At 43.7% G+C, this 20,276-nt stretch carries 19 protein-coding genes; 10 read left to right on the plus strand and 9 right to left on the minus strand.

Going from position 1 to position 20,276, the window contains the following annotated elements:
• The first annotated feature begins 175 nt into the window (after positions 1-175).
• On the plus strand, positions 176-508 hold the full coding sequence (locus DS891_RS24615; RefSeq protein WP_254605974.1) for a carbohydrate-binding protein: 333 nt from the start codon (positions 176-178) through the stop codon (positions 506-508).
• Positions 483-2,729, plus strand: a complete 2,247-nt coding sequence (locus tag DS891_RS20195; RefSeq protein ID WP_254605975.1) for an Ig-like domain-containing protein — start codon at positions 483-485, stop codon at positions 2,727-2,729. Before DS891_RS24615 ends, DS891_RS20195 begins: the two co-directional genes overlap by 26 nt.
• Before the next feature lie 267 nt (positions 2,730-2,996).
• Here the strand turns inward: DS891_RS20195 and DS891_RS20200 are convergent, their stop codons facing one another.
• The gene (locus DS891_RS20200; protein WP_174170755.1) at positions 2,997-4,061 is read right to left on the minus strand and encodes an AraC family transcriptional regulator; all 1,065 of its coding nucleotides are present in this window, start codon (positions 4,059-4,061) and stop codon (positions 2,997-2,999) included.
• Positions 4,058-4,846: a CPBP family intramembrane glutamic endopeptidase gene (locus DS891_RS20205; RefSeq protein ID WP_102056341.1), complete on the minus strand. Its 789-nt coding sequence runs from the start codon at positions 4,844-4,846 to the stop codon at positions 4,058-4,060. The genes DS891_RS20200 and DS891_RS20205 overlap by 4 nt, the downstream gene beginning before the upstream one ends.
• Positions 4,847-5,226: 380 nt before the next feature.
• Here DS891_RS20205 and DS891_RS20210 point away from each other — a divergent pair, with 380 nt between their 5' ends.
• Positions 5,227-6,576, plus strand: coding sequence for an MFS transporter (locus tag DS891_RS20210; RefSeq protein WP_174170756.1), 1,350 nt, complete (start codon positions 5,227-5,229; stop codon positions 6,574-6,576).
• On the opposite strand, the gene DS891_RS20215 is transcribed toward DS891_RS20210, so the two are convergent.
• Complete coding sequence (locus tag DS891_RS20215) at positions 6,557-7,462, minus strand: LysR family transcriptional regulator (RefSeq protein WP_174170757.1); 906 nt, start codon at positions 7,460-7,462, stop codon at positions 6,557-6,559. The genes DS891_RS20210 and DS891_RS20215 overlap by 20 nt on opposite strands.
• A gap of 91 nt (positions 7,463-7,553) precedes the next feature.
• On the opposite strand from DS891_RS20215, the gene DS891_RS20220 reads away from it, so the two are divergent.
• Positions 7,554-8,324 carry an NAD(P)H-dependent oxidoreductase gene (locus DS891_RS20220; RefSeq protein WP_174170758.1) on the plus strand — a complete coding sequence of 257 codons (771 nt, stop codon included), beginning with the start codon at positions 7,554-7,556 and terminating at the stop codon, positions 8,322-8,324.
• A 37-nt stretch (positions 8,325-8,361) separates the two neighbouring features.
• Positions 8,362-9,321, plus strand: a complete 960-nt coding sequence (locus tag DS891_RS20225) for a hypothetical protein (protein ID WP_174170759.1) — start codon at positions 8,362-8,364, stop codon at positions 9,319-9,321.
• 14 nt (positions 9,322-9,335) lie between these two features.
• Here DS891_RS20225 and DS891_RS24620 read toward each other — a convergent pair whose 3' ends face one another.
• On the minus strand, positions 9,336-9,926 hold the full coding sequence (locus DS891_RS24620; RefSeq protein ID WP_368032231.1) for a helix-turn-helix domain-containing protein: 591 nt from the start codon (positions 9,924-9,926) through the stop codon (positions 9,336-9,338).
• A complete protein-coding gene (locus DS891_RS24625; RefSeq protein WP_254605977.1) occupies positions 9,878-10,459 on the minus strand; it encodes a hypothetical protein in 582 nt (193 codons plus the stop codon). The genes DS891_RS24620 and DS891_RS24625 overlap by 49 nt, the downstream gene beginning before the upstream one ends.
• 158 nt (positions 10,460-10,617) lie before the next feature.
• On the opposite strand from DS891_RS24625, the gene DS891_RS20235 reads away from it, so the two are divergent.
• The 3 genes from DS891_RS20235 (at position 10,618) to DS891_RS20245 (ending at position 13,339) form a co-directional block, all read left to right on the plus strand.
• Positions 10,618-11,442, plus strand: a complete 825-nt coding sequence (locus tag DS891_RS20235) for a DUF2306 domain-containing protein (RefSeq protein WP_174170760.1) — start codon at positions 10,618-10,620, stop codon at positions 11,440-11,442.
• A gap of 30 nt (positions 11,443-11,472) precedes the next feature.
• Positions 11,473-12,042: a hypothetical protein gene (locus DS891_RS20240; RefSeq protein WP_174170761.1), complete on the plus strand. Its 570-nt coding sequence runs from the start codon at positions 11,473-11,475 to the stop codon at positions 12,040-12,042.
• A 121-nt stretch (positions 12,043-12,163) separates the two neighbouring features.
• Positions 12,164-13,339, plus strand: a complete 1,176-nt coding sequence (locus tag DS891_RS20245) for an alpha/beta hydrolase (protein ID WP_174170762.1) — start codon at positions 12,164-12,166, stop codon at positions 13,337-13,339.
• Here the strand turns inward: DS891_RS20245 and DS891_RS20250 are convergent.
• The gene (locus tag DS891_RS20250) at positions 13,331-14,197 is read right to left on the minus strand and encodes an alpha/beta hydrolase (protein ID WP_174170763.1); all 867 of its coding nucleotides are present in this window, start codon (positions 14,195-14,197) and stop codon (positions 13,331-13,333) included. The genes DS891_RS20245 and DS891_RS20250 overlap by 9 nt on opposite strands.
• Positions 14,198-14,603: 406 nt before the next feature.
• Between DS891_RS20250 and DS891_RS20255 the strand changes: the two genes are divergently transcribed.
• Both DS891_RS20255 and DS891_RS20260 read left to right on the plus strand, forming a co-directional pair.
• Positions 14,604-15,344 (plus strand): VWA domain-containing protein, encoded by a 741-nt coding sequence (locus DS891_RS20255; protein WP_174170764.1) that lies wholly within the window; start codon positions 14,604-14,606, stop codon positions 15,342-15,344.
• Between the two features lie 195 nt (positions 15,345-15,539).
• The gene (locus DS891_RS20260; RefSeq protein WP_174170765.1) at positions 15,540-17,315 is read left to right on the plus strand and encodes a sulfatase-like hydrolase/transferase; all 1,776 of its coding nucleotides are present in this window, start codon (positions 15,540-15,542) and stop codon (positions 17,313-17,315) included.
• A 54-nt stretch (positions 17,316-17,369) separates the two neighbouring features.
• On the opposite strand, the gene DS891_RS20265 is transcribed toward DS891_RS20260, so the two are convergent.
• The 3 genes from DS891_RS20265 to DS891_RS20275 all read right to left on the minus strand — a co-directional run bounded on the left by DS891_RS20265 (position 17,370) and on the right by DS891_RS20275 (position 20,266).
• Positions 17,370-18,272: a DUF808 domain-containing protein gene (locus tag DS891_RS20265; protein WP_174170766.1), complete on the minus strand. Its 903-nt coding sequence runs from the start codon at positions 18,270-18,272 to the stop codon at positions 17,370-17,372.
• A gap of 407 nt (positions 18,273-18,679) precedes the next feature.
• Complete coding sequence (locus tag DS891_RS20270) at positions 18,680-19,615, minus strand: endonuclease/exonuclease/phosphatase family protein (protein ID WP_174170767.1); 936 nt, start codon at positions 19,613-19,615, stop codon at positions 18,680-18,682.
• Between the two features lie 12 nt (positions 19,616-19,627).
• On the minus strand, positions 19,628-20,266 hold the full coding sequence (locus tag DS891_RS20275; RefSeq protein WP_174170768.1) for a DUF1826 domain-containing protein: 639 nt from the start codon (positions 20,264-20,266) through the stop codon (positions 19,628-19,630).
• Positions 20,267-20,276: the final 10 nt, after the last annotated feature.

Consider the following 20,276-nt stretch of genomic DNA (forward strand, 5'->3'; position numbering starts at 1 on the left):
TTAAATTCCCTCTAAACCTAGCCGATTATTTGAAATATGCGAATTAAAATTGCGATGCTCAGGTTATTGCAGCGATGAGATTTACTCATAACTCGAGTGTTGATTAACGAATTATTTACCTATATGCTAATTTGGTTTTGTTCATAAAACACACAACAACATGTAAGGGATCAGTATGAAACCAACTTCTATATTACGATTGGCTTGGACGAGTGGTGCTCTCATCCTCGCAGGCCAAGCAAACGCCTACGACTGTAGTAATTTAAGCCCTTGGTCTGAACAACAAGTCTACAGACAAGGGGATATCACACAGTCCCAAAACCAAGCATATGAAGCAAAGTGGTATAGTCAGAACGACAATCCAGCAGGCCACTCCGGTCCTTATGATGTCTGGCGGTCATTGGGGACTTGTGCAACGGGGTCAGGTCAAGCGCCAAGTGTCGTACTCACCAGCCCAAATAATGGCGCGGTGCTGGGCGAAAATGACAGCGCTGTTTTTTTCTGCTGATGCCAATGATGTCGATGGTGATCTGGCTTATGTCGAATTCTTAGTAAATGGTCAAGTTATCGCTACGGACACTACCGCGCCATTTCAAACCACTTGGAACGCAGTACTTGGCGAATACGATATCAGTGCAATTGCCACCGATTTACAAGGGCTAACCGGAAGTTCGCAATCAGCACAGATTACAGTAAAACCTAGCGGGGGAAATTTACCACCGAACGTATCCATTGTAGCACCAGCCAACGGCCAGCAGTTCTATCAAGGTGATATGGTAGGGATCAGCGTCACAGCTGACGATAGCGACGGTACTATTGCGGGAGTGGAAATTAGCGTGAACAACCAGCTTGTTGCGAACCTAACAACCTCTCCTTTTGAGTTCCAATTCCAAGCGGAGCAAGTTGGCGTAAACCAACTAAATGTAAAAGCGATGGACAATCAAGGCTTGGTAAGTGAGGCTAATCTTGCCATCGATGTGCTAACAAAAGTGGGAGGTGGCTGCCTAGGCCTTAGATCATACAGCGCTGGACAAAATTACCAGACTGGTGAACTGGTCGCTCATAATAATCATAAATATCGCTGTGATATTGCAGGTTGGTGTAGCTCAAACGCGCAATGGGCATACGAGCCAGGTGCAGGCCAGTATTGGACCGATGCATGGAGCGATTTAGGGATCTGCGCAATCGTGCCAACCGTAACGTTCGAACGCCCGTCCAATAACGGTACTGTTTTGGTCAATACGCCCACCACTATCTCTGTCAGAGCTCAAGATACAGACGGCAGTATTGCTACGCTGTCACTCTATGCCGACAACACACTCCTCGCCACAGCCAATCAGGAAACACTTAGTCACAGCTGGACACCGACAGCCCTCAATCCTGTGAGCTTAAAAGCCATTGCCGTCGATAACGAAAGTAATCAAAGCGAGCAAACAATTACAGTGAATGTGACAGATAAACCGATTGCCGTTGATTTACTTGCCCCCACTAGCGGCAGCCAAATTACCTTGGGTAATTCCACTCAATTGATTGCACAAGCATCCTCTTTTGTTGGACAAATCACTCAAGTACAGTTTTATGCTGATGGCGTGTTACTCAATACAGACACAACGCCACCCTACGAATATAGTTATGCACCGGCCTCAATCGGCACAAAAACACTTTATGCCACGGCCACCAACGACAATAATGATCTAGTGTCCAGTAGCGGCGTGACTGTTCAAGTCATCGACAAACCCATAGGTAAAAAGCACAAACTGATTGGCTATTGGCATAACTTTGTCAATCCAGCTGGTTGCCCTATTCCACTTGATCAGATGTCTACTGCTTGGGACATCATAGATATTGCCTTTGCTGAAAATGATAGAAACTCGAATGGCACAGTGCACTTCACACCATTTGAAAAAGACATTCGCTCTAACTGCCCGCCTATCGATCCGGTAAAATTCAAATCCGACATGCAGGCACTACAAGCGCAAGGTAAAGTTTTTGTGCTAAGCCTTGGTGGTGCAGAAGGCACAATTACCCTCAATACGGATGCCGATGAAGCGGCATTTGTCAGTAGCCTCACCGATATTATTCAACAATGGGGATTTGACGGGCTCGATATCGACTTAGAGAGTGGCTCGAACCTTGTGCATGGCTCTCAGATCCAAGCTCGGCTGCCAAGAGCATTAAAGCAAATTGAACAAAATATTGGTGGCAATATGGTACTTACCATGGCCCCTGAACATCCCTATGTACATGGTGGCATGATTGCCTATTCAGGTATTTGGGGCGCTTATATTCCACTTATAAACGAGCTACGCGATACATTAGATTTACTTCACGTACAGCTATACAACAATGGCGGCCTACCTAACCCATACGAACCGGGAAGTGCTCCAGAGGGCTCAGTGAACATGATGGTTGCCCATGCAAAAATGTTGATTGAGGGATTTGATCTTGCTGATGGCACCCGCTTTGCACCACTTAGGGATGACCAAGTAGCCATCGGTCTACCTTCTGGTCCACAGTCGGCAAATTCAGGTCAAGCGCCTATCGGCAATATCATCAATGCCTTAGATTGTTTAACCAAAGGTACAGGATGTGGCACTATCCAACCAAGTAAGACTTATCCGAACTTTGGTGGCGTGATGACATGGTCGATTAACTGGGACAAATACGATGGCTATAACTTCTCTCAACCCATTGGTGATAAATTAACGCAGATGAATCAGGGGAATTAATACCAACTGCTCAGGGTGAGATGCCCTGATTGTGTGATTTTTTATACCAGCTATTTTAAGTATTGGAGTATTACTTCAATTGGTATTATTCCTCGAACAGGACTGATACTAAGCCACATAAATATCACTATTGTTTATGAACACAAGGAAGTGTTCATTTTCAAGCTGGCTTTTACAACAGTCCACTCAGCCCGGCAGGCAGGCAAAATGTAGAAATGCCAATCAAGCACAGCTCTTGAAATTTGCAAACTAGCCTGTCATCTTAAGCTAATTCAATACCGACTTTTTACGGTACTCTGTAGGCGTGCAACCCACTCGCTGCTTAAAAATATTATAGAAACAAGATTTAGAGTTAAACCCTGATTCATAAGCTATTGTTGTAACTTGTTGGGCTGGTGATCGCAGTAATAAACGCTTTGACTCTTCTACCCTAAGGTTGTTCATATAATCATAAAAGTTTGAATGATAGATCAGGTTTATCGCTTGAGACACTTCGTGGGTAGTCATCACACACGCATTGGCTAACTCGTTAAGCGTTAAACCGTTGCGCAGATACAATTTCTGCTTCTTAACTTCGCTATCTATTTTAGTAAACACCTTCTCAATGCCCTTTAACGCCTCCTTTTCTACCGTCACTTGAGTATCTAAAGGGGCAATTGCAGAAGGAGCAATAAAATCAACTTTGGTGCTTAGTAACAGAGCAAAAATAAACAACAGCCAATGTGTATCAAGCCAAAAGAGCTGAGGCATAAATGGCGATGTACAGACTAAAATCGCCATCGCCGTAATTAAGTAGAGCCACCACTTAAACCAGCTAACATCATGACGTTGCACGTTTGAGAAGTGTGCCTTAATAGAGTCGAGATATTCCTTCAATAGTGCAAACGTAAACATGAGATATGGCAATAAGCTTCCCAAAAAAAGTAAACTAAAAAAAGTGAGAAACAACCTATTTTGCTGTAATTCTGGATATATCTTTTGAGCGCAAATACTCAGTATGAAAAACATCATAATCGGACTTAAGTGCAGTAGCACTTTACTCCAACTAAAACGTTTACATAGTGCCGATGCATATAAATAGGTCAAAGGCCCGAGTACTAGGTTTAGGCTGGTAATAAGTAACGCCCAATAACCCTGACCTTCCGTCAAAAGTCTGTTTTGAACAAAAAACTCATCCGCCAACAAAGTAGCCAAAACAACAAACAGTCCAATCAGGTGACCCGAGGTATGCTCATCATCAAGCTGAGCATACCTCAATCGCATTAGTCGCACAGCAAGTAGTATGTATAAAATACTGGCAATAAATAGCGGCAAGGTCTTCCAATCTATCAATTTACTTCCTTATTCACTAACCAACGCTTGAGCACCGCTTCTTCCGATTTATAAAGGATCATCACGCCGTAAACAAACAGCGGAAAACACACAATGATAGCAGGAACGGTGGCAATAAAAGAGGCAGCTTCAGCCTTCGTAGGATCATGACCCATAAAGCTAAACCAATTAATGAGTATATGTATAACAATAAGCGGAATTAAGCTTCTAGTTCTTAGGTAACATGCCGCAAACCCCATACCAATAAAGGTCGCATAAATAACCTGTCCAATTATTACACCAATTGAATCCGGTTTTTCAAACACGTTCACCAAATGAACTATACCAAACGAAAGCGCAGAGAAGAATGCAGCTTTCAACACTGGACGCCGAGCGCCACCACTGACATAACAGCAAAGTAATATGTACACTACAATACCTCGGCATAACACCTCTTCTAAAATTCCAGTGAAAAGGGTTGAGATACTACCAATAGCAATTTCCGAAAACGAATGCGGGTACCACTGAGAAATATTGATTGATACGTATGCCAGTGGCAATACAAAAAGATACCAGTATTGTTTGGCATCTACGGTTAACCAATATATTTTTTCCCAGACTTTTAAGTATCTAGCAATCAAAATGACAAACACTACACCGAGTAAATTCTCAGTAAAGTTACGCCAATGTGGAGATCCACTAAACCATCCTGCTAACTCCCACCCTAGTCGCTGTACTAAAATAGCTCCAAGATATGCTAGAAAGACCTGAATATAAATTGCTCGCTGCGAAAAATTGAAACGCATTCTGTTACTCCTTTATAAACTTGAGCAATGAATCTACCGCACTAGCTCAGTTTATACGTCCTGCTAGTTAATTGGAGTAAATATAAAAAAGTAACTTTCTATTTCAATTAGTTAAAAGAGCTTTAACTCATACATTTTCTCCGCCTATGCACTCGTTACTTTGCTTTTTGAGCACAGTTATCTTTAAATGCTGGCGCTAAAGAAGGTTCACTCTCGTTATTCAACGCCTTATCAGATCCCCCCAGCAACGAGCTGAAAACCTGAATAAAAATGTACTAGGTAGAACCTAAGCCAAACACCAAAGATTGCTTGGAAATAAACTATTTGTCCCCTACTATTATAGCGTTACACGCAAATCCATAATGAGTCCCAAGGTCGATATGAAATCTTTTCCATCGCTTTATTTAACAAATCTATTCTTAGTCGGTGGGACAGGCCTGCTGACTACTTACTTAGCGCTTTATTTAGGCCAGCACGGCGTCAGTACGTTTTGGATTGGCTTGCTTACCTCGTTTTATTACTTGGGTTTGTTGTTCGGTGCCAAACTAGGCTATCACCTGATCAAATCAGTTGGACATATTCGCGCGTTTGCGGCAAGCACAGCGGCAGTGACTGCCTGCGTAGCAATACATGGGGTGAGTGACAATATCTATCTTTGGCTTGGACTACGACTTGTGGTGGGTCTTGGCATGATGTGTAACTTTATGGTGCTCGAAAGCTGGCTAAATGAACAAGCAGCGCCTGAGCAGCGGGGACGAGTATTTTCTTTTTACATGCTCACCTCCTACCTAGGTATGGTAACAGGGCAATTTGCGCTTTCTAATTTTCCTGAGCTTGGCTATGCGCCGCTGTTTTTAATTGTTGTTGCCTTATCCTTTGGAATTATCCCTATTTCAACGACGAGGCGGATCCACCCTAAGCCACTTAAGCCTATTCAAGTAAGTCTGTTTACCTACTTCAAAAAAGTGCCTCAGTCTCTCACGGCGGTCTGTTTTGCCGGAGTGATTAATGGTAGTTTTTATGGCCTTGCCCCGACTTTTGCCAGCCAGTCAGGATTTAATGCCGAAGAAATTGCTATGTATATGTCGGTAACGATTTTTGCAGGTTTGCTTGCGCAGTGGCCAATGGGCATTATCTCTGACCGAGTTCGCAGAAGTATCTTACTGCGCAGTAACGCTGTTTTTATCGGTTTGATTTCTCTTTGTATATTTTTGCTTCCACTGAGTCCAAGCTACAGTCTCTGGCTGACTTTTGGCTTTGGGTTATTCGCATTTACCATGTATCCACTTTCTTCGGCACTAGCAAACTCCCGCGTTGATGATGAAGACCGTGTTGGCGTTTCTTCTGCACTGTTGGTGGCATTTGGCGGAGGTGCCTGTGTTGGCTCGGCCGCTATTGCACAGATCATGTCCCATTTTGGTCATCAAGCCCTATATGCTTCGTTAAGCGCACTAACCGTTGTCATGTTCTTACTGCTCCACTTTATCAACGCCAGACAAAAAGCTGAGCAACCAGAGCCTAGCGACTATGTTGCTGCGACTTCTGATATTACCAGCTCACCGCTCGCAGCCACCATGGACCCGCGTATCGAAGAAAAAACAGCACACGAACAGCTGCTTGTCGTTGACGAAGACACGCCTCGCGATAACGACGATGAACTCGACGACAATGAGCAAAATAGTGAGCCAACCGAGGAGCTGGACGAAATAACTAACAAACCTCAGCCATAGTCTGACTGATAAACGCTCGTAACCAACGAAGTGCAGGATATTGATGCTGTACTTCGTGCCACACCATAGCGACGTCAAAAGCACAGTCAGGTATCGGATTTTCAACGAGGGTAAAATCTGCTTCGAGTTTTGATGCCTGACGAGCCGGAATCAGTGCAACCAACTCGGTATTTCTCACCAGTTCCGGCACCAATAAAAATGAGGGCACTGACGTCATCACCTGCCTCGATACACCATATTGCTGCAAGATTGAATCAACGAATGTTGAGGTGCTATTTCCTTCAAAAGACACCACAATATGCTCAAGCTTTACATAATCTGCGATTGTCATTTCTGACGTTAGCTGTGGATGGTGTTTTCTGCCAATCAAGACATACTTCTCTTGATATAAGGTTTTAAATCTTAACGAATCAGGCCCACATTCCGGCGACATTAATGCCAAATCGAGTTCTGAGTGTTGTAGCTGGGCTGCAAGTGTTGCTATTGTTAAGTGGCAAAGCACGACCTTGATATTGGGCGCAGCTATTTTTAAACGCCGTATCACCTCTGTCATCACCACCAGCTGTAAATAGTCGGTACATGCCACTTTAAAGGTTAAATTGGCCGTTTCAGGGATAAAGTCTTGATGCTCTACTAACACGTTACTTACAAGCTTCATCGCAGCGCGAAGTTCCGGCAGCAAAGCAAGCGCTTTGGCAGTTGGTAGCATGCCTTTATGAATAGGGACTAATAACTGATCATCAAATAGCCCGCGCAGCCGACTTAGCTGAGTGCTTACTGCTGGCTGGCTGAGGTTCAGCCTATCTGCCGCTTTGGTCACATTGCACTCTTCCAGTAGCACCACCAAAGTCTGAAGCAGGTTTAAGTCCACCTTTTTGCTATCCATTTAATTTATACCTAGGGTAAAAATATTCAATTTCATTTATAGCAAGATTACAGAGATAGTAACAACTCCTATTCGTTACAGAGCACTTATCATGACCAAATCCACACTAGTGGTATCGGCACATCCAGAGCCGACTTCCTTAACCCAGACACTCGCCAAAACAAGTGTCGAAACCTTAACGCGCATGGGCTTGCAAGTTCAAACTTCAGATCTATACCAAATGGACTGGAAGGCTGTGGTTGACGCAGCCGACTTCCCGCAAAATGACTCTCAAACACCACTTGCGATTATTGCAGCGTCTGGCAAGGCATATCACTCAAACACCCTAACCGAAGACGTTATTCAAGAGCAGCAAAAATTGCTGGCTGCCGACTTGGTTATTTTTCATTTTCCGCTTTGGTGGTACAGCGTGCCTGCCATACTTAAAGGCTGGTTCGATAGAGTCTATGCCTATGGCTTTGCTTACGGTTATCAAAACAAAGGGAACCAATTGCGCTACGGCGAGGGAGTTTTACAGGGAAAACGAGCGTTAATTTGTGTAACCACAGGTGGTGGATATAAGGATTACTCTCCTTTAGGGATAAACGGCACAATGGACGAATTACTATTTCCGATCACGCACGGGACTTTGTTTTTCCCAGGTATGGACGTTCTACAAAACCATGTTATTTTCGACGCAAAAGGCGAGCCTAATCAACGTATAGCTGATGAAATCGCTAATTGGTCAGAGCGCTTAACACACGTATTTAGTGAACAGCCAATCCCCTATCGAAAGCAAAATAGTGGCGATTACATCAACGGCCAAGTACTAAAAGCCGAAGTCGCCATGGGAAAAGCGGGTATTGCTGCACATATTGCTTAATCAAGGTGTTATCAGCTATGTTTATAGGATGTAGCTGATGACTGATGAGTATTGTGATTTGCAAAACACTTGGATTGCCTTTTGTGGCGTTATGCTGCTCACGGCTTGTACCATAGCCAATAGCTGTGAGCTTGCTGTACTTGATGGTAATGTCGTGCTCAACTCCTCAAAGATACAGCCTAAATGTCGTTTTAAACAAGATCAAACCGGCCAATTGTCTGCTGTGGCTAAGTTCACCTCCGCGCTAACTCATCAAACGCCAAATTCTAAAATAAAGCCGCTATCACAGGAGCAAGCTCAGCAATCATGCAACATCGACACTACACTGGGCAGTTTGACTTGTACATTTAATGGTAAAAGCGACCACTTCACGCTGACTAACACCGTTAAACAGGGGAAAATCGCATCAACAAACTGGCAAGATGATGAATATGTTTACCTTGGCTGGATGACCAACACAGAGGTATTAATGGGCTATATTGCGTTTGGCGCGCTTAACAAGCACAGCGCTCCCTTTTTCATTCCCACCTCCCAGTTTTGCCAATATGGTCTAAGCTCGCATATTATCGACCTTGGTAAGGGCGACTTATTGTGCCAAAACCACGAGGGGCTTTGGTCTCATAGCCGTTTACTGCCCCTACCACAGCCCTGCCAACAACCACAACAAATGATCCAAGATAAAGGTGGGATTTGGGCGCTGGAGTTTATCGAAAGTAGCTATCAATGGCGGATCTGCAGATACAACGATAACGCAGGTAGCCTATTAGCCGCATACGAATACAGTATAGATTTAAAGGCAACGCTGGCTCGGTATGACTTACAGCCCAGTGATTACACCCAACTTACTTTTTTATCCAATGGCGATACTAACACTATCGCGAATTCGGTGGAAATAGATAACGTCTTTCCTGTCAGTGATATTACGCCAGAGCTTGACCCACAGACGATAGAGCTGCCTATTCAGCAGCTACAATACAAACTGACTAAGCTAGATTAGGCCCTAATTGCCACTTACTCTTGTGCTTCACGTAGCACTTGCGTTTGACCATTTTGCTTTCTAAATTGATTTGGCGTGGTTCCAGTGGCGATTTTAAATGCTCTAGTAAATGGTCCAACCGACGCAAAACCACTTTCCAGTCCAACGACAAGTACTGGCCAATGCTGTTTAGCGGGGTCTTGTAACAGCACTTTGGCATGTTCAACCCTCAACTCATTGACCAATTGGCTGAAATTTCGCGCTTGCAGGTTTTGTCGTATCACTCGGCTTATCTTGTATTCAGGTTCATTAAATTGCTGAGCTAAGTCAGCGACTTTTAACCCTTCTTTGAGGAAACCTTTTTGCTCGATAAGAAAGTGTTCCACCTGTTGCTGGAGCGCAATATCATCCTCGGTTTGTGTTGGCTCGTTTGATTCAACGCACCTAACAGATGTAATTGTACGTTGAGATGAAAATCGCCAATACAGTAACACTTGCGCTGTCAATATGATGAGGATAGCTGCGCTTGTCACTGCCCATTCTTGAACCTCACGATTATCGGCAAAGCGATTTTCGACTAATTTGGTGCCTGCGACGCAAATAAAATAAGCGGATAAGAATAGCACCCTTTGTGCTTTTTCCTGCCCTTGAGACTGCGAGACCCTCGGCACCCTTCCCAAAATGCCAGCATGAGTACACTAGATGACAACAACAAAGTAAGCTCATACGCCGCAATGTTAAGCCACTCAACTAATCCGCTAGCAGCCATGTGTAATTGACTGTCGATAAACAAATAGCCTTGCCGCCACACGACTAAGGCAGCAATGGCGATTGCAAACACAATATGCCTTTTTAAAATGGCATGTTTTTCTCTAAATAATGCCCTTGCAAGCAACCAAAACCCATTACAGGTCACACAAGCGCCCATGCCAATTAAATACTGATATCCATTTAAGGAGTCCTGAGTCAGCTTTTTGGTCGTGGCCAATGCTATCGAGCCGCACACCAAAGCAAAGAGTAAATGTGCTGCTTTTTTCTCTTTTACAAAAAGCTGAGCAACAACCAAAGTGCAACATAGGCTAAGCAAAAGTAGGTAATAGTTTTCAATAGTCATGGCGATTGAAGGAATATTGATAGACGCAGAAACTCTAACAGCCACACCAAAAGCATTCAAATTAACTTTGTAAGTAAACTTAACACCAGCATTTTTAAAATTCGGCCTACTTTCTTTGCTTTGATTTTCAAAATCAAAGCGACGAGATAGCAAAACCTTGTCATTTTATATACCAAGTTTATTGATTTATAAGGATAAGTATTTTGTCTTCCCTCAATCTAACCAAAACAACAGGGGTTTTCTTTAGTCCCTTTAGCGTATTGAATGGTGCCGCAAAGAGCTGGATGTGTGTCGCACTGCTCGGGCAATGGATGTTTGCTGTTTATATCTTAGGCCTATATGCCATCCCGCTTATCGTGGGACTCACAGAGCAAAGTGCAGCGGTTTCACCGGCGAGTGGACACACAAAAGATGCCAAGGTGTTTTTTAGCCATGTTTTACCCGCTGTGATTTTGGCCACCATACAGCTTATTCCTGCGGTGCGAAAACGCTTTCCACGCTTTCATCGCTACAACGGACGCGTATTTTTTATTCTCGGTATTTCGGGCGCACTCACAGGGTTATATCTCACTTGGGTAACCGGTCTTAGGCTAAGCGATGTTGGTGCCATTGGGATAACACTCAACGGTATATTAATTCCCATTGCGATATTTTTTGCTTGGCGCGCTGCCATACAAAAAAATATCGCCGCACATCAACGTTATGCCGCACATAGTTTTTTCTTGGTTAATGGGGTGTGGACGTTTCGTCTTTATTTGTTTGGTTGGTACATGGTCAATCAAGGCTTCAATGGCAATACCGCAACCTTAGATGGCCCTGTCGATATATTTATTTCGTTTGCCTGCTATCTGCTACCAATGGTACTCGCAGAGCTCTACTTTTGGGCAAAACGCCAAACCAACGTCAGCGCACCGGTGTGGATAATCGCGGTGATGATGAGCTTAGGTTTTGTGATCACCGCGATTGGTGTCTGCGCGGCCGCTGTCATGATGTGGTGGCCACGCATTTCAGCCGTCTTTTTTAGTTAAATTACAGTTTAATCAGTTAGGAGTAGAAACATGTTTTCAGTCAAAGCGAACAAAATCAACAAAGGCCTAATTACATCGGCAATTTTGCTCGTGATATTAACGCTGATGTGGCAACATTTAAATGGCGAAATAGTGAGTCACCACTTACTTCACAGAGCTGATTTTCCAGCAGTATCTAACGCATGGGGCATTATCATAATTCCCGTATTAGCTTGGCTTACTGCACTGCGGCTACATAAAGCAATTGGCACAGAGCGCATTAAAAAAACAGCACCCGTGGTTATTCCTACTGAGTTTTTGGTCGCATTCTTTGTGATGTTACTCTTTAGCTTGTTGCAATCAGCCCTTTGGGAGTTCGGTTATCAAAGCCTCACCATGTATACAGCCTTAGGACTTTTGATAGCTGGATTATTTTATCCAATCTACCGCGCAGAATGCATATTGGGACACGTGGTCGGTGCTAGTTTTACCTTTGGTTATGCTATTCCACTGATCGGCATTTTAGTGATGGCAATAGTTTCAGTGTTTTCTCTTTTTTGCTTAAAACCTATCTTTTCTAAATTACTTAAGAAGACACAAACACCAATGAGAATGGAGTGATAGTGATCTTGCAAAGCTCAAGACAACACAAATAATTCCTAGGCGCTGCTATATAACTCGTTCCTTGTCGTTTTGACTCGTGTTAAATTAGTGATGATTTTTAAGCAAGGAACGAGCGGTTATGCAAGCTAGGTTAGTTACTCACATTGTTATCGTGGCTATTTTTACGTTGCTGTCAATTGGTAGCGCTATTGCTAATAAATCAGTAGATTCGAACTCGACACTGCAGCTTTCGTCCGCTTATTTTTCGCAAAAAAGAACGGTTCATATCGTCCTGCCACCAAGCTATGAGCAAGGCAATACAGGCTATCCAGTGTTATATCTAACTGATGGTCAGAGCAATCTTGAACATACCGCTTCAGCGGCTCGCTTCTTGGCACAACAACATAAAATACCGGAACTTATCATTGTTGCCATCGAAACCAACGAACACCGCACTCGAGATCTGACCCCGTCTTATCGCAAAGGTAGCCTTGCGGTACTGGGACATTTTGCAGGTCCAACACGGCAGCAAAATCCGGGCGGTGCAGAAATGCTACTGCAATTTATCGACAAAGAACTCATCCCTTACGTAGACAAGCATTATCGCACATCAGGCTATCGCGCGTTAGCAGGACACTCATTCGGTGGGCTGTTTGCAACCTATGCGCTACTTGAAAAACCCGATTTATTTAATGGTGTGATGTTGGCAAGTCCAAGCCTTTGGTGGGATAAAGAGCGATTATTAAATGACTTACTGGCAAAAGCGTTAATCAACAAGTGTATCTACATCAGCATGGCTGACGAAAGCGCAATCATAACGCAGCCATTTCAACGTCTTAATGATGCTTGGCGAAAGCCAAATGGAATTGACTTCAAAGCGCAGCACTTTAGCGGCGAATCCCATATGAGCGTCGTCTACCCGAGCTATTATCATGGTCTGCAGCACCTCTTTAACCATTATCAGCCATCCTTGAAGGTAGCGACCGCGGGTGTCACTCAGCTGGAAAATCATGTTGCCATCGCTAAATCGCTATACGGACTCAAGACTTACCCCTACGACGCACTGACTTCGCTCGGGTATGGCGCCCTATTCGAACGTAACTTCACTGCGGCCATCAACCTGTTCAGCTTTGTGAGCCAGCACAACTCAGCGTCCCTCAATGCACTGCAGCAATTGGCCATGGCTTATCAGCAAAAAGGAGATAAGCCATCACTATTAAAGACCTACCAAGCCATGCTTAAGCTTGAAGGGCTAAGTGAAAGTGAACAAAAACATTTGCTCTCTGAAATCAAAGCATTGCAACACTTACATTAACTGATTTTTTCTAAAGTGATGATACTCACTCAAGGCAAGTGGCACGGAAACCACTGGATTTTGTGAATGCCCCGCGCCCTCGCTAATGCTGTGTCCCCAACGCACATTGGCAGGCGCATGCTGTTCAAGTGCCTCTAATAAACCGCGAAATGACCCCGTAATGATGTCATTCTCAGCACCGCCTATGGAGAGGTAAATATACTTAGGTTTGCCTTGAATATTGGCTAGGCTTTTTGCGAATTCTTTTACGACAACCGAGTCGTCATACCACGCAGCAGGACTAAAAGCAAAGTAGCCATCAAAAAGCGCAGGTTTAGTCACCATGGTATAAAGTACAAAACTTCCACCAGCAGAGAACCCACTTAACACACGGTTGTCGTTAATTGAGTAGTTAGCTTCTAAATAGGGTAACAGCTCGCTTTCAACAAATTGCAAAAAACGATCTGCACGACCAAAAATGGCAGGATCATTGTCACTCTCTGGACGAGCCTCAATCGCAACATCTTGTCGAGCATAAGGCGGTACTAAGTCGCGGTTGCGGGTCTGCGTCCAAAATTGATTGGGAATAGACACTAAAATGGCATCTTCTACCCTACCTTGTTCGGCAAGGCTGCTTAGTACCTCATCCCACCGCGCGAGATTAAAGTTGCCGTCGGTGCGAATAATGAGTGGATAACTATATGCCTTGTCATATCCTTTTGGGAGGCGAATAAAGACCTTTCGATCTTCGTTAAGCACTTGTGAAGACAACACTACATCAACATAATCTGAAGTGTAATGAGACTGGTACTGGGTAAACTTCCAACCAGCAGCGACGATTGCAATTAAACCTAAGAGAGAAAATAGATATCGCTTCATAAAACTTCCTGTCATTGTTTTTATTATTTCGTACTTTTGAATACAGTTTACTTCATCCTACTGTATATTTTTTAGAAACTAAATCGCAACCGCTATAATATCAAGCAGCTAAACATAACATACTGAAAACACTAAAATTTACTTCACAATTCAATGTAACATTATGTTTTAAAAATAAATTATCGCTGTAATGTGGTGTAATGGATAAAATCAGAATCTACCTTACCTTTATACTGCGTAACAAATTTACAACCAATTAAGTTCATTTTTTTTACTTGCGCAAATCATGTATCTGCATCAGCAGTACAGCCAGATACTTCTTACTCCATTTGAACAATATCTTGTCGCAGCGGTGAGGTTTTCCGATTAGATAATGCAAATGGTATCTTTTGACATGGAGTTCACAATGATGAAAATCATAGTATCTGCCATTGCATTGGCAACCACAATGTCGAGTTTCAATTCGCTCGCTGCGCCTGAATCTTATGGCGTGCTTTTTTTAGACCGTAGTAGTTCAATGAACACGTTGCGCCCAGATGGACAAAGCCGATGTTCATTCTCAAAGCAACAGGCAGTGCAAAAAGTATCAAAGTTCTTTCTAGATGCCACAATTAATGGCCAGCAGCTAAATGTGAAAACGTTTGCTAGTGGCGGTCAAATTCAATCTCTAACTAACGGGTTTGTCGGTTTCAATGCGGCAATGATGGCACTCTATCAACTAGATCCAGAAGGGTGCTCAGGGTTAACTGCACTTGCCCAAGCTATGTGTGATGGCGCTGATGAGTTGAGAGCAAACTACTCAACGGAAGCCGCTAATGGCGCACTGTTAAGAGTGTATGGCTCTACTGATGGCAGCGAAAATGACAGCCCAATCTCTAGCTGCGGTGGCTCAAATTGGCAAACAAGCGTAACCTCTAAATACCTGTTTGAGCTACCTCCAGTGCAATTCAATGCCACAATCTATACAGGTACAGTGCAAAATATTCTGGCTAATAAAGATAAGATGTATGTATTAGATGTTTCACCTGCATCTCAGTCGGTATCTAGTACCCCTACATTTCAGTTTCTTAAACAGCTGAGTATTGACACCGGCGGTACTTACGAAGAGATCAGCGACTCAGATGGCGGCGACCCAGGCGACTGGTAACTCACCAAATACCAAAGCATATGTAAAGGCCGATAAGGCCTTTTTTCTATTCGCCGTTGAGAAAATACAGAATGTTGTTTTTACACATTATTTAAAATAAAAAAACAATTAAATTACACAAAACGCAAATACCTAAGGATCTTCAACTACACTCTCCGTGGGCATTTGCCCTGTGCAAGTTAAAAGGAGATTGTAATGAAGATTAATGGCAAACAACCGAATTTTCTAATCATTACCACAGATGAAGAGCGTTTCCCTCCACCTTACGAAAATTCACAAGCAAAAGAGTATCGACTCAAGCACAGTGCGTGTATGGCAGAAATGCGCCGCTGTGGCATGGAATTTATGAATCATAATGCAGCAGCGACGGCATGCGCACCTAGTAGAACATCCATTTACACGGGACAATATCCATCCCTACACGGCGTGAGCCAAACTCCAGGAATTGGCAAGTCGTCATTTGATCAAAACATGTTCTGGCTGACTCCCAATACTGTGCCAACCATGGGATCTTGGTTTCGCGAAGCGGGTTATCAAACCTATTATCGTGGTAAATGGCACCTCTCCGATGAGGATATTATCGTGCCGGGGAGTCAGCAAGCGCTGTATAGTAACTCTGAAACTGGAGAGCCTTACCCAGCAAAACAAGCTCTCTATGAGCGCGCAGAGCGTCTAGATAAGTTTGGCTTTAGTCAATGGATAGGTCCTGAACCTCATGGCGCTGCAGAGAACAATTCAGGTACATCTCGAGATCCGGGATTTGCCAATCAAGTTTGTGAAACCCTTAAACAACTTGAAGAAAAGGCACAAAGCGGCGACCAAACGCCATTTTTACTGGTTTCTTCATTCGTAAACCCACACGACATTGTATTAATGGGACAAAAAGATTGGTTTTCCAACTTTTATGCCGAAAAAGAAGCCGGTAACCTTCCAAGTATTGCGCCAGCCCCAAGCCAAAATGAAAGCTTAATGGACAAGCCAAGATGCCAAAAAGACTATCAGCTTATGTACCCGCATATGTATCTACCACAGCCACCAGATGAAACCTATCGACAGTTTTATTACTACCTTATCGCAGAAGTGAACAAGCATATAGAACAGGTAGTTAACGCATTAAAGCAGTCATCTTTTTATGAAAATACTATTGTCGTTTTTACCTCAGATCATGGTGAGCTACTAGGTGCTCACGGCGGTCTACATCAAAAGTGGTACACCGCATATCAAGAAGTATTAAACGTGCCGTTTATTATTTCTAATCCTGTGCTTTTCAATCAACCTAAGCAGCTTGATATCACCACATCACATATCGACTTACTGCCTACCCTGCTTGGTCTAGCGGATATAGATATTGAGCAAACTCGTACTCAGCTTGCTAAAGATCACAGCGAAGCACAGCCACTCGTTGGCAGAAACCTAGCTAACGTCATTTTGGGTGAAGCGTCGCCCAAAGAAGAAGCCATTTACTTTATGACCGATGACAACATCGAAGTTGGTAGTGATATGACGAATATGCTTACCGGTAAAGCTTACAATAGTATTATCCAACCGAACCATATCGAAGCTGTAATAACGCAACTACCGGATATCAGCGGTGATACGAAATGGAAGTTTGTGCGTTATTTTGATAACGCTCGATTCTATGAGCAAGACCCGAATTTAGTTGATCTTGGTGGTAACGATGAGCCTACCACGCAATCGTCTGTGAGTAATGTCATTGGCGTCAGCAACCCAGACGGAATAACAACCACTCAGTTCATTCCCAGTGAATACGAGTGTTATAACTTGAGTGAAGATCCGACGGAAGAGAACAACCTGTTAAGCCCGTTTTGCGAAACGCCATTGGATGCGCGGATTTTAAAAGCGCTGCAATTTACGCTACGGGAGCAGCGTAAAGCCAAACGTTTATTACCACAAAACCTCAATGAAGCACCGCAAAAGCCAGTCAACCAGCAAGTGCCGATTAGAAGGTAATCGAAAGGCTCTGCAAGTAGCCCTGAAATATACGGCTACTTGCGATATAGATATTTATGCTTTTTTAAACATTGCCAACAACTGACTTAGCACCGCCGCAATAATGACACCGATCACCGCACCCAATCCAAGCTTGGCGATAATACTCAAAAGCCAGCTCAATGCAGGGATCAGATTTTCAATAGCGTGAACAATTTCTTCAAGTAAGTGGAACTGGTGAGCCAAAATATCAACGCCAACTAAAAGCATTGCCAGCACACCGGCGACTGACAGAAACTTCATCAGACCGTTAGCAAAATAAAGCAGCCCTTTACCCACCCCACGTTTTATCGCTGCAAGTGTAGTCTTACTTGCGTCCTTAATCATGGCTAAACCAATATCATCAAGCTTAACAATCAGGGCCACAATTCCGTAAACCCCGATTGTCAGTGCAAGCCCAATTAACGAAAGGACTATTGCTTGCTTTTCAAAAGGCTGATCAGCAATCGCCCCCAGCGCAATAATGATAATTTCCGCCGATAGAACAAAGTCGGTAACGATAGCGCCCTTGATTTTGTCTTTTTCAAACTCGACTAAGTCAACACGCTCATCCTCAAGCGCTTTGACAAACTCATCGGTTTCTTGCTGTTGTTCCCGACGGTGAAAAATAGCGTGGAGAATTTTTTCGCCACCTTCAAACAGCAAGTACAGCGCCCCCAAAATTAGCATAATGGGGATCATAAACGGCGCAAAGTAACTGCAAGCCAAAGCAGCGGGCACTAAAATAAACTTGTTTAGCAAGGAGCCTTTAAACACCTTCCATACCACTGCAAGCTCCCGATCTGGTTTGATCCCGCCCGAGAGTTGCTCTGCGTTGACGGCAAGATCGTCTCCTAACACCGGAGCGGTTTTGGTTGCGGCTAATTTTGTTAGCGCAGCGACATCATCGAGCAAGGCAAGTAAGTTTGCGGATGGCATAGCACACTCCTTTCGTTTAAGTTATTCATTAAGTGCGGTTGTCAAATAGCTGCTTATGTTAGCAACAGGCCCTAATACACAATATTTTTATCATAGGCCAAACATGATATTGCAGGCATGACCGCTTCAAGACAACTTAAATGTTGTTTTAATTCTCTCGGCTCGGTAATTTTTTATACCGAATCCAAGGGATCAAAGGCGTAGTGTCGCCCTGCTATACCGTTAGATAAGCCTTATACCCTTTTATCCAATCACAACAACAGAAGCCGTTAGCAAAAGCAAATAAGGTCTAATTTCAACACTAAAGTTACCATTAAAGATGCTGCTTTTGGTGATTAGACCTTGATAATATTTGCACGGCAGCGGTTGACTATATGCGCTCCCTTTTAGTACAACTAGCAACAGTCTTAACGCATGCTAATTGACACCGAAATAGCGCAGTGATCGCTGAGCATTTTCTCTTCAGACATATCCGCAAAAAAGTGTACGCTGGGGGCGAATTTTACTGTGTTTGCAAGTTTGTTGCTCAGTAATATATGGTCAATCGGCACAGGGTAACGAGGGTGACAACCTGTCAGCGTCTTAGTTGCATTTATCAAAGGTGTAGAGGCGTTATTTTGGTGCTTGGTTAACTGCTGCCAAAATTGATTGTCGCCATGACTTAAACGATGATTAAAGTCGCCCAACACAATGGTGTTGCTATTTGCGTGTTTCTTCAACCAGGACTTGAGTACTGGTAATTGCTCTGCCAGCAATCGACAGGCTTTTTTATCCGATGTCGAGTAGTTATCAACAAAACAGCCGCTTTTAAGATGGACATTAAGCACTGAAAGCTCACCAAACTGAGTATCTAAGGTCACAACTAGACCATGTCTTAGCCCTTCAACATCCACGCTAAGTTCGCTCACGTTATCCACTTTGCTTGAGGCAAGGCTATTTTTAATTGCAAAAGCGGTTTTCTGCTGTGTAGAGACGTTGCCACTTCCTCTACAGTCGTACGTCACGCTATCAGCTCTACTTGAAATCAGTAATTGCCACTCACTACTTGGAAAGACCTGCTCTAATGCTTTAACCGATGCGACTTCTTGCAGCGCAATAACATCTGCATTAAGCCCTTTTGCATAATCGCGCAGTGCGCTTATCTCCTGCTCATCACGAGGCCTACACCCTGTGTTCGATGGATATGCTAAATGCTCCATGTTCCAAGTCGCGATTTTAAGCGGAGCGACGGTTGCTTGGCCACTTACCGCGGAGGTACCGATATTTGTAGGCTCTGACTGGCATCCCAAAAGCGAGAGGCTAAAAATAGCGCTAAATACAAATGCAGTTAATTTTGTTGTCATAATAAATCCAGTCTATGCGATAAAATCTAATGTCAGTAGCAATCGTCTTTCCCCTGTTACTACTGCTGGTGAGCGATGCACTAAGCCACGGCCTTCATTGCCTTCCCAACGCTCACCTTTTAATAATGCCACATCCCCACAGGCAAGCTGTATTGCATCAGCTTCAGGAGAAATAGTCAGTTTGTTGCCATCCCTTGATACATGCTGGTTTCTAAGCCACTCGCTGCCAGCGCCTGCGAGTGTAGTCACCAGTCGTACTGGCACTTTATCAACATGAAATTTCGGGCACATTGCAGTCTCGAGCATTTTTAACCGTAAACCAACGACGCGAAGTTCAAATAAGCAGCTAAACATATCTACTATTTCAATAATATGCGCCACCATCGCATCACTAAAATTCAACCGCTTTAACGGCTCACTAACTTCGCAAGTGATATTGCTAGTCGCAATTTGTAGCGCTAATTCTATCTCTTTTGCTGTTTCTAAGTAGTGGCCAAACTCTGCTTTCAAAGCAGGTGATAATGCATGTTGCCAAATCACAATATTGGTGTTGGACTCATAAATCTTGGTTAACACAGTTGCATGTTCTGACTGCTCATGATGCAGAGAGTCCGCATCAAGCAAGGGCTCTATAGGCATAAGACTATTCATATTAACTCCA

The sequence above is a fragment of the Pseudoalteromonas sp. JC28 genome (assembly GCF_013319255.1).
Lineage (GTDB): Bacteria > Pseudomonadota > Gammaproteobacteria > Enterobacterales > Alteromonadaceae > Pseudoalteromonas.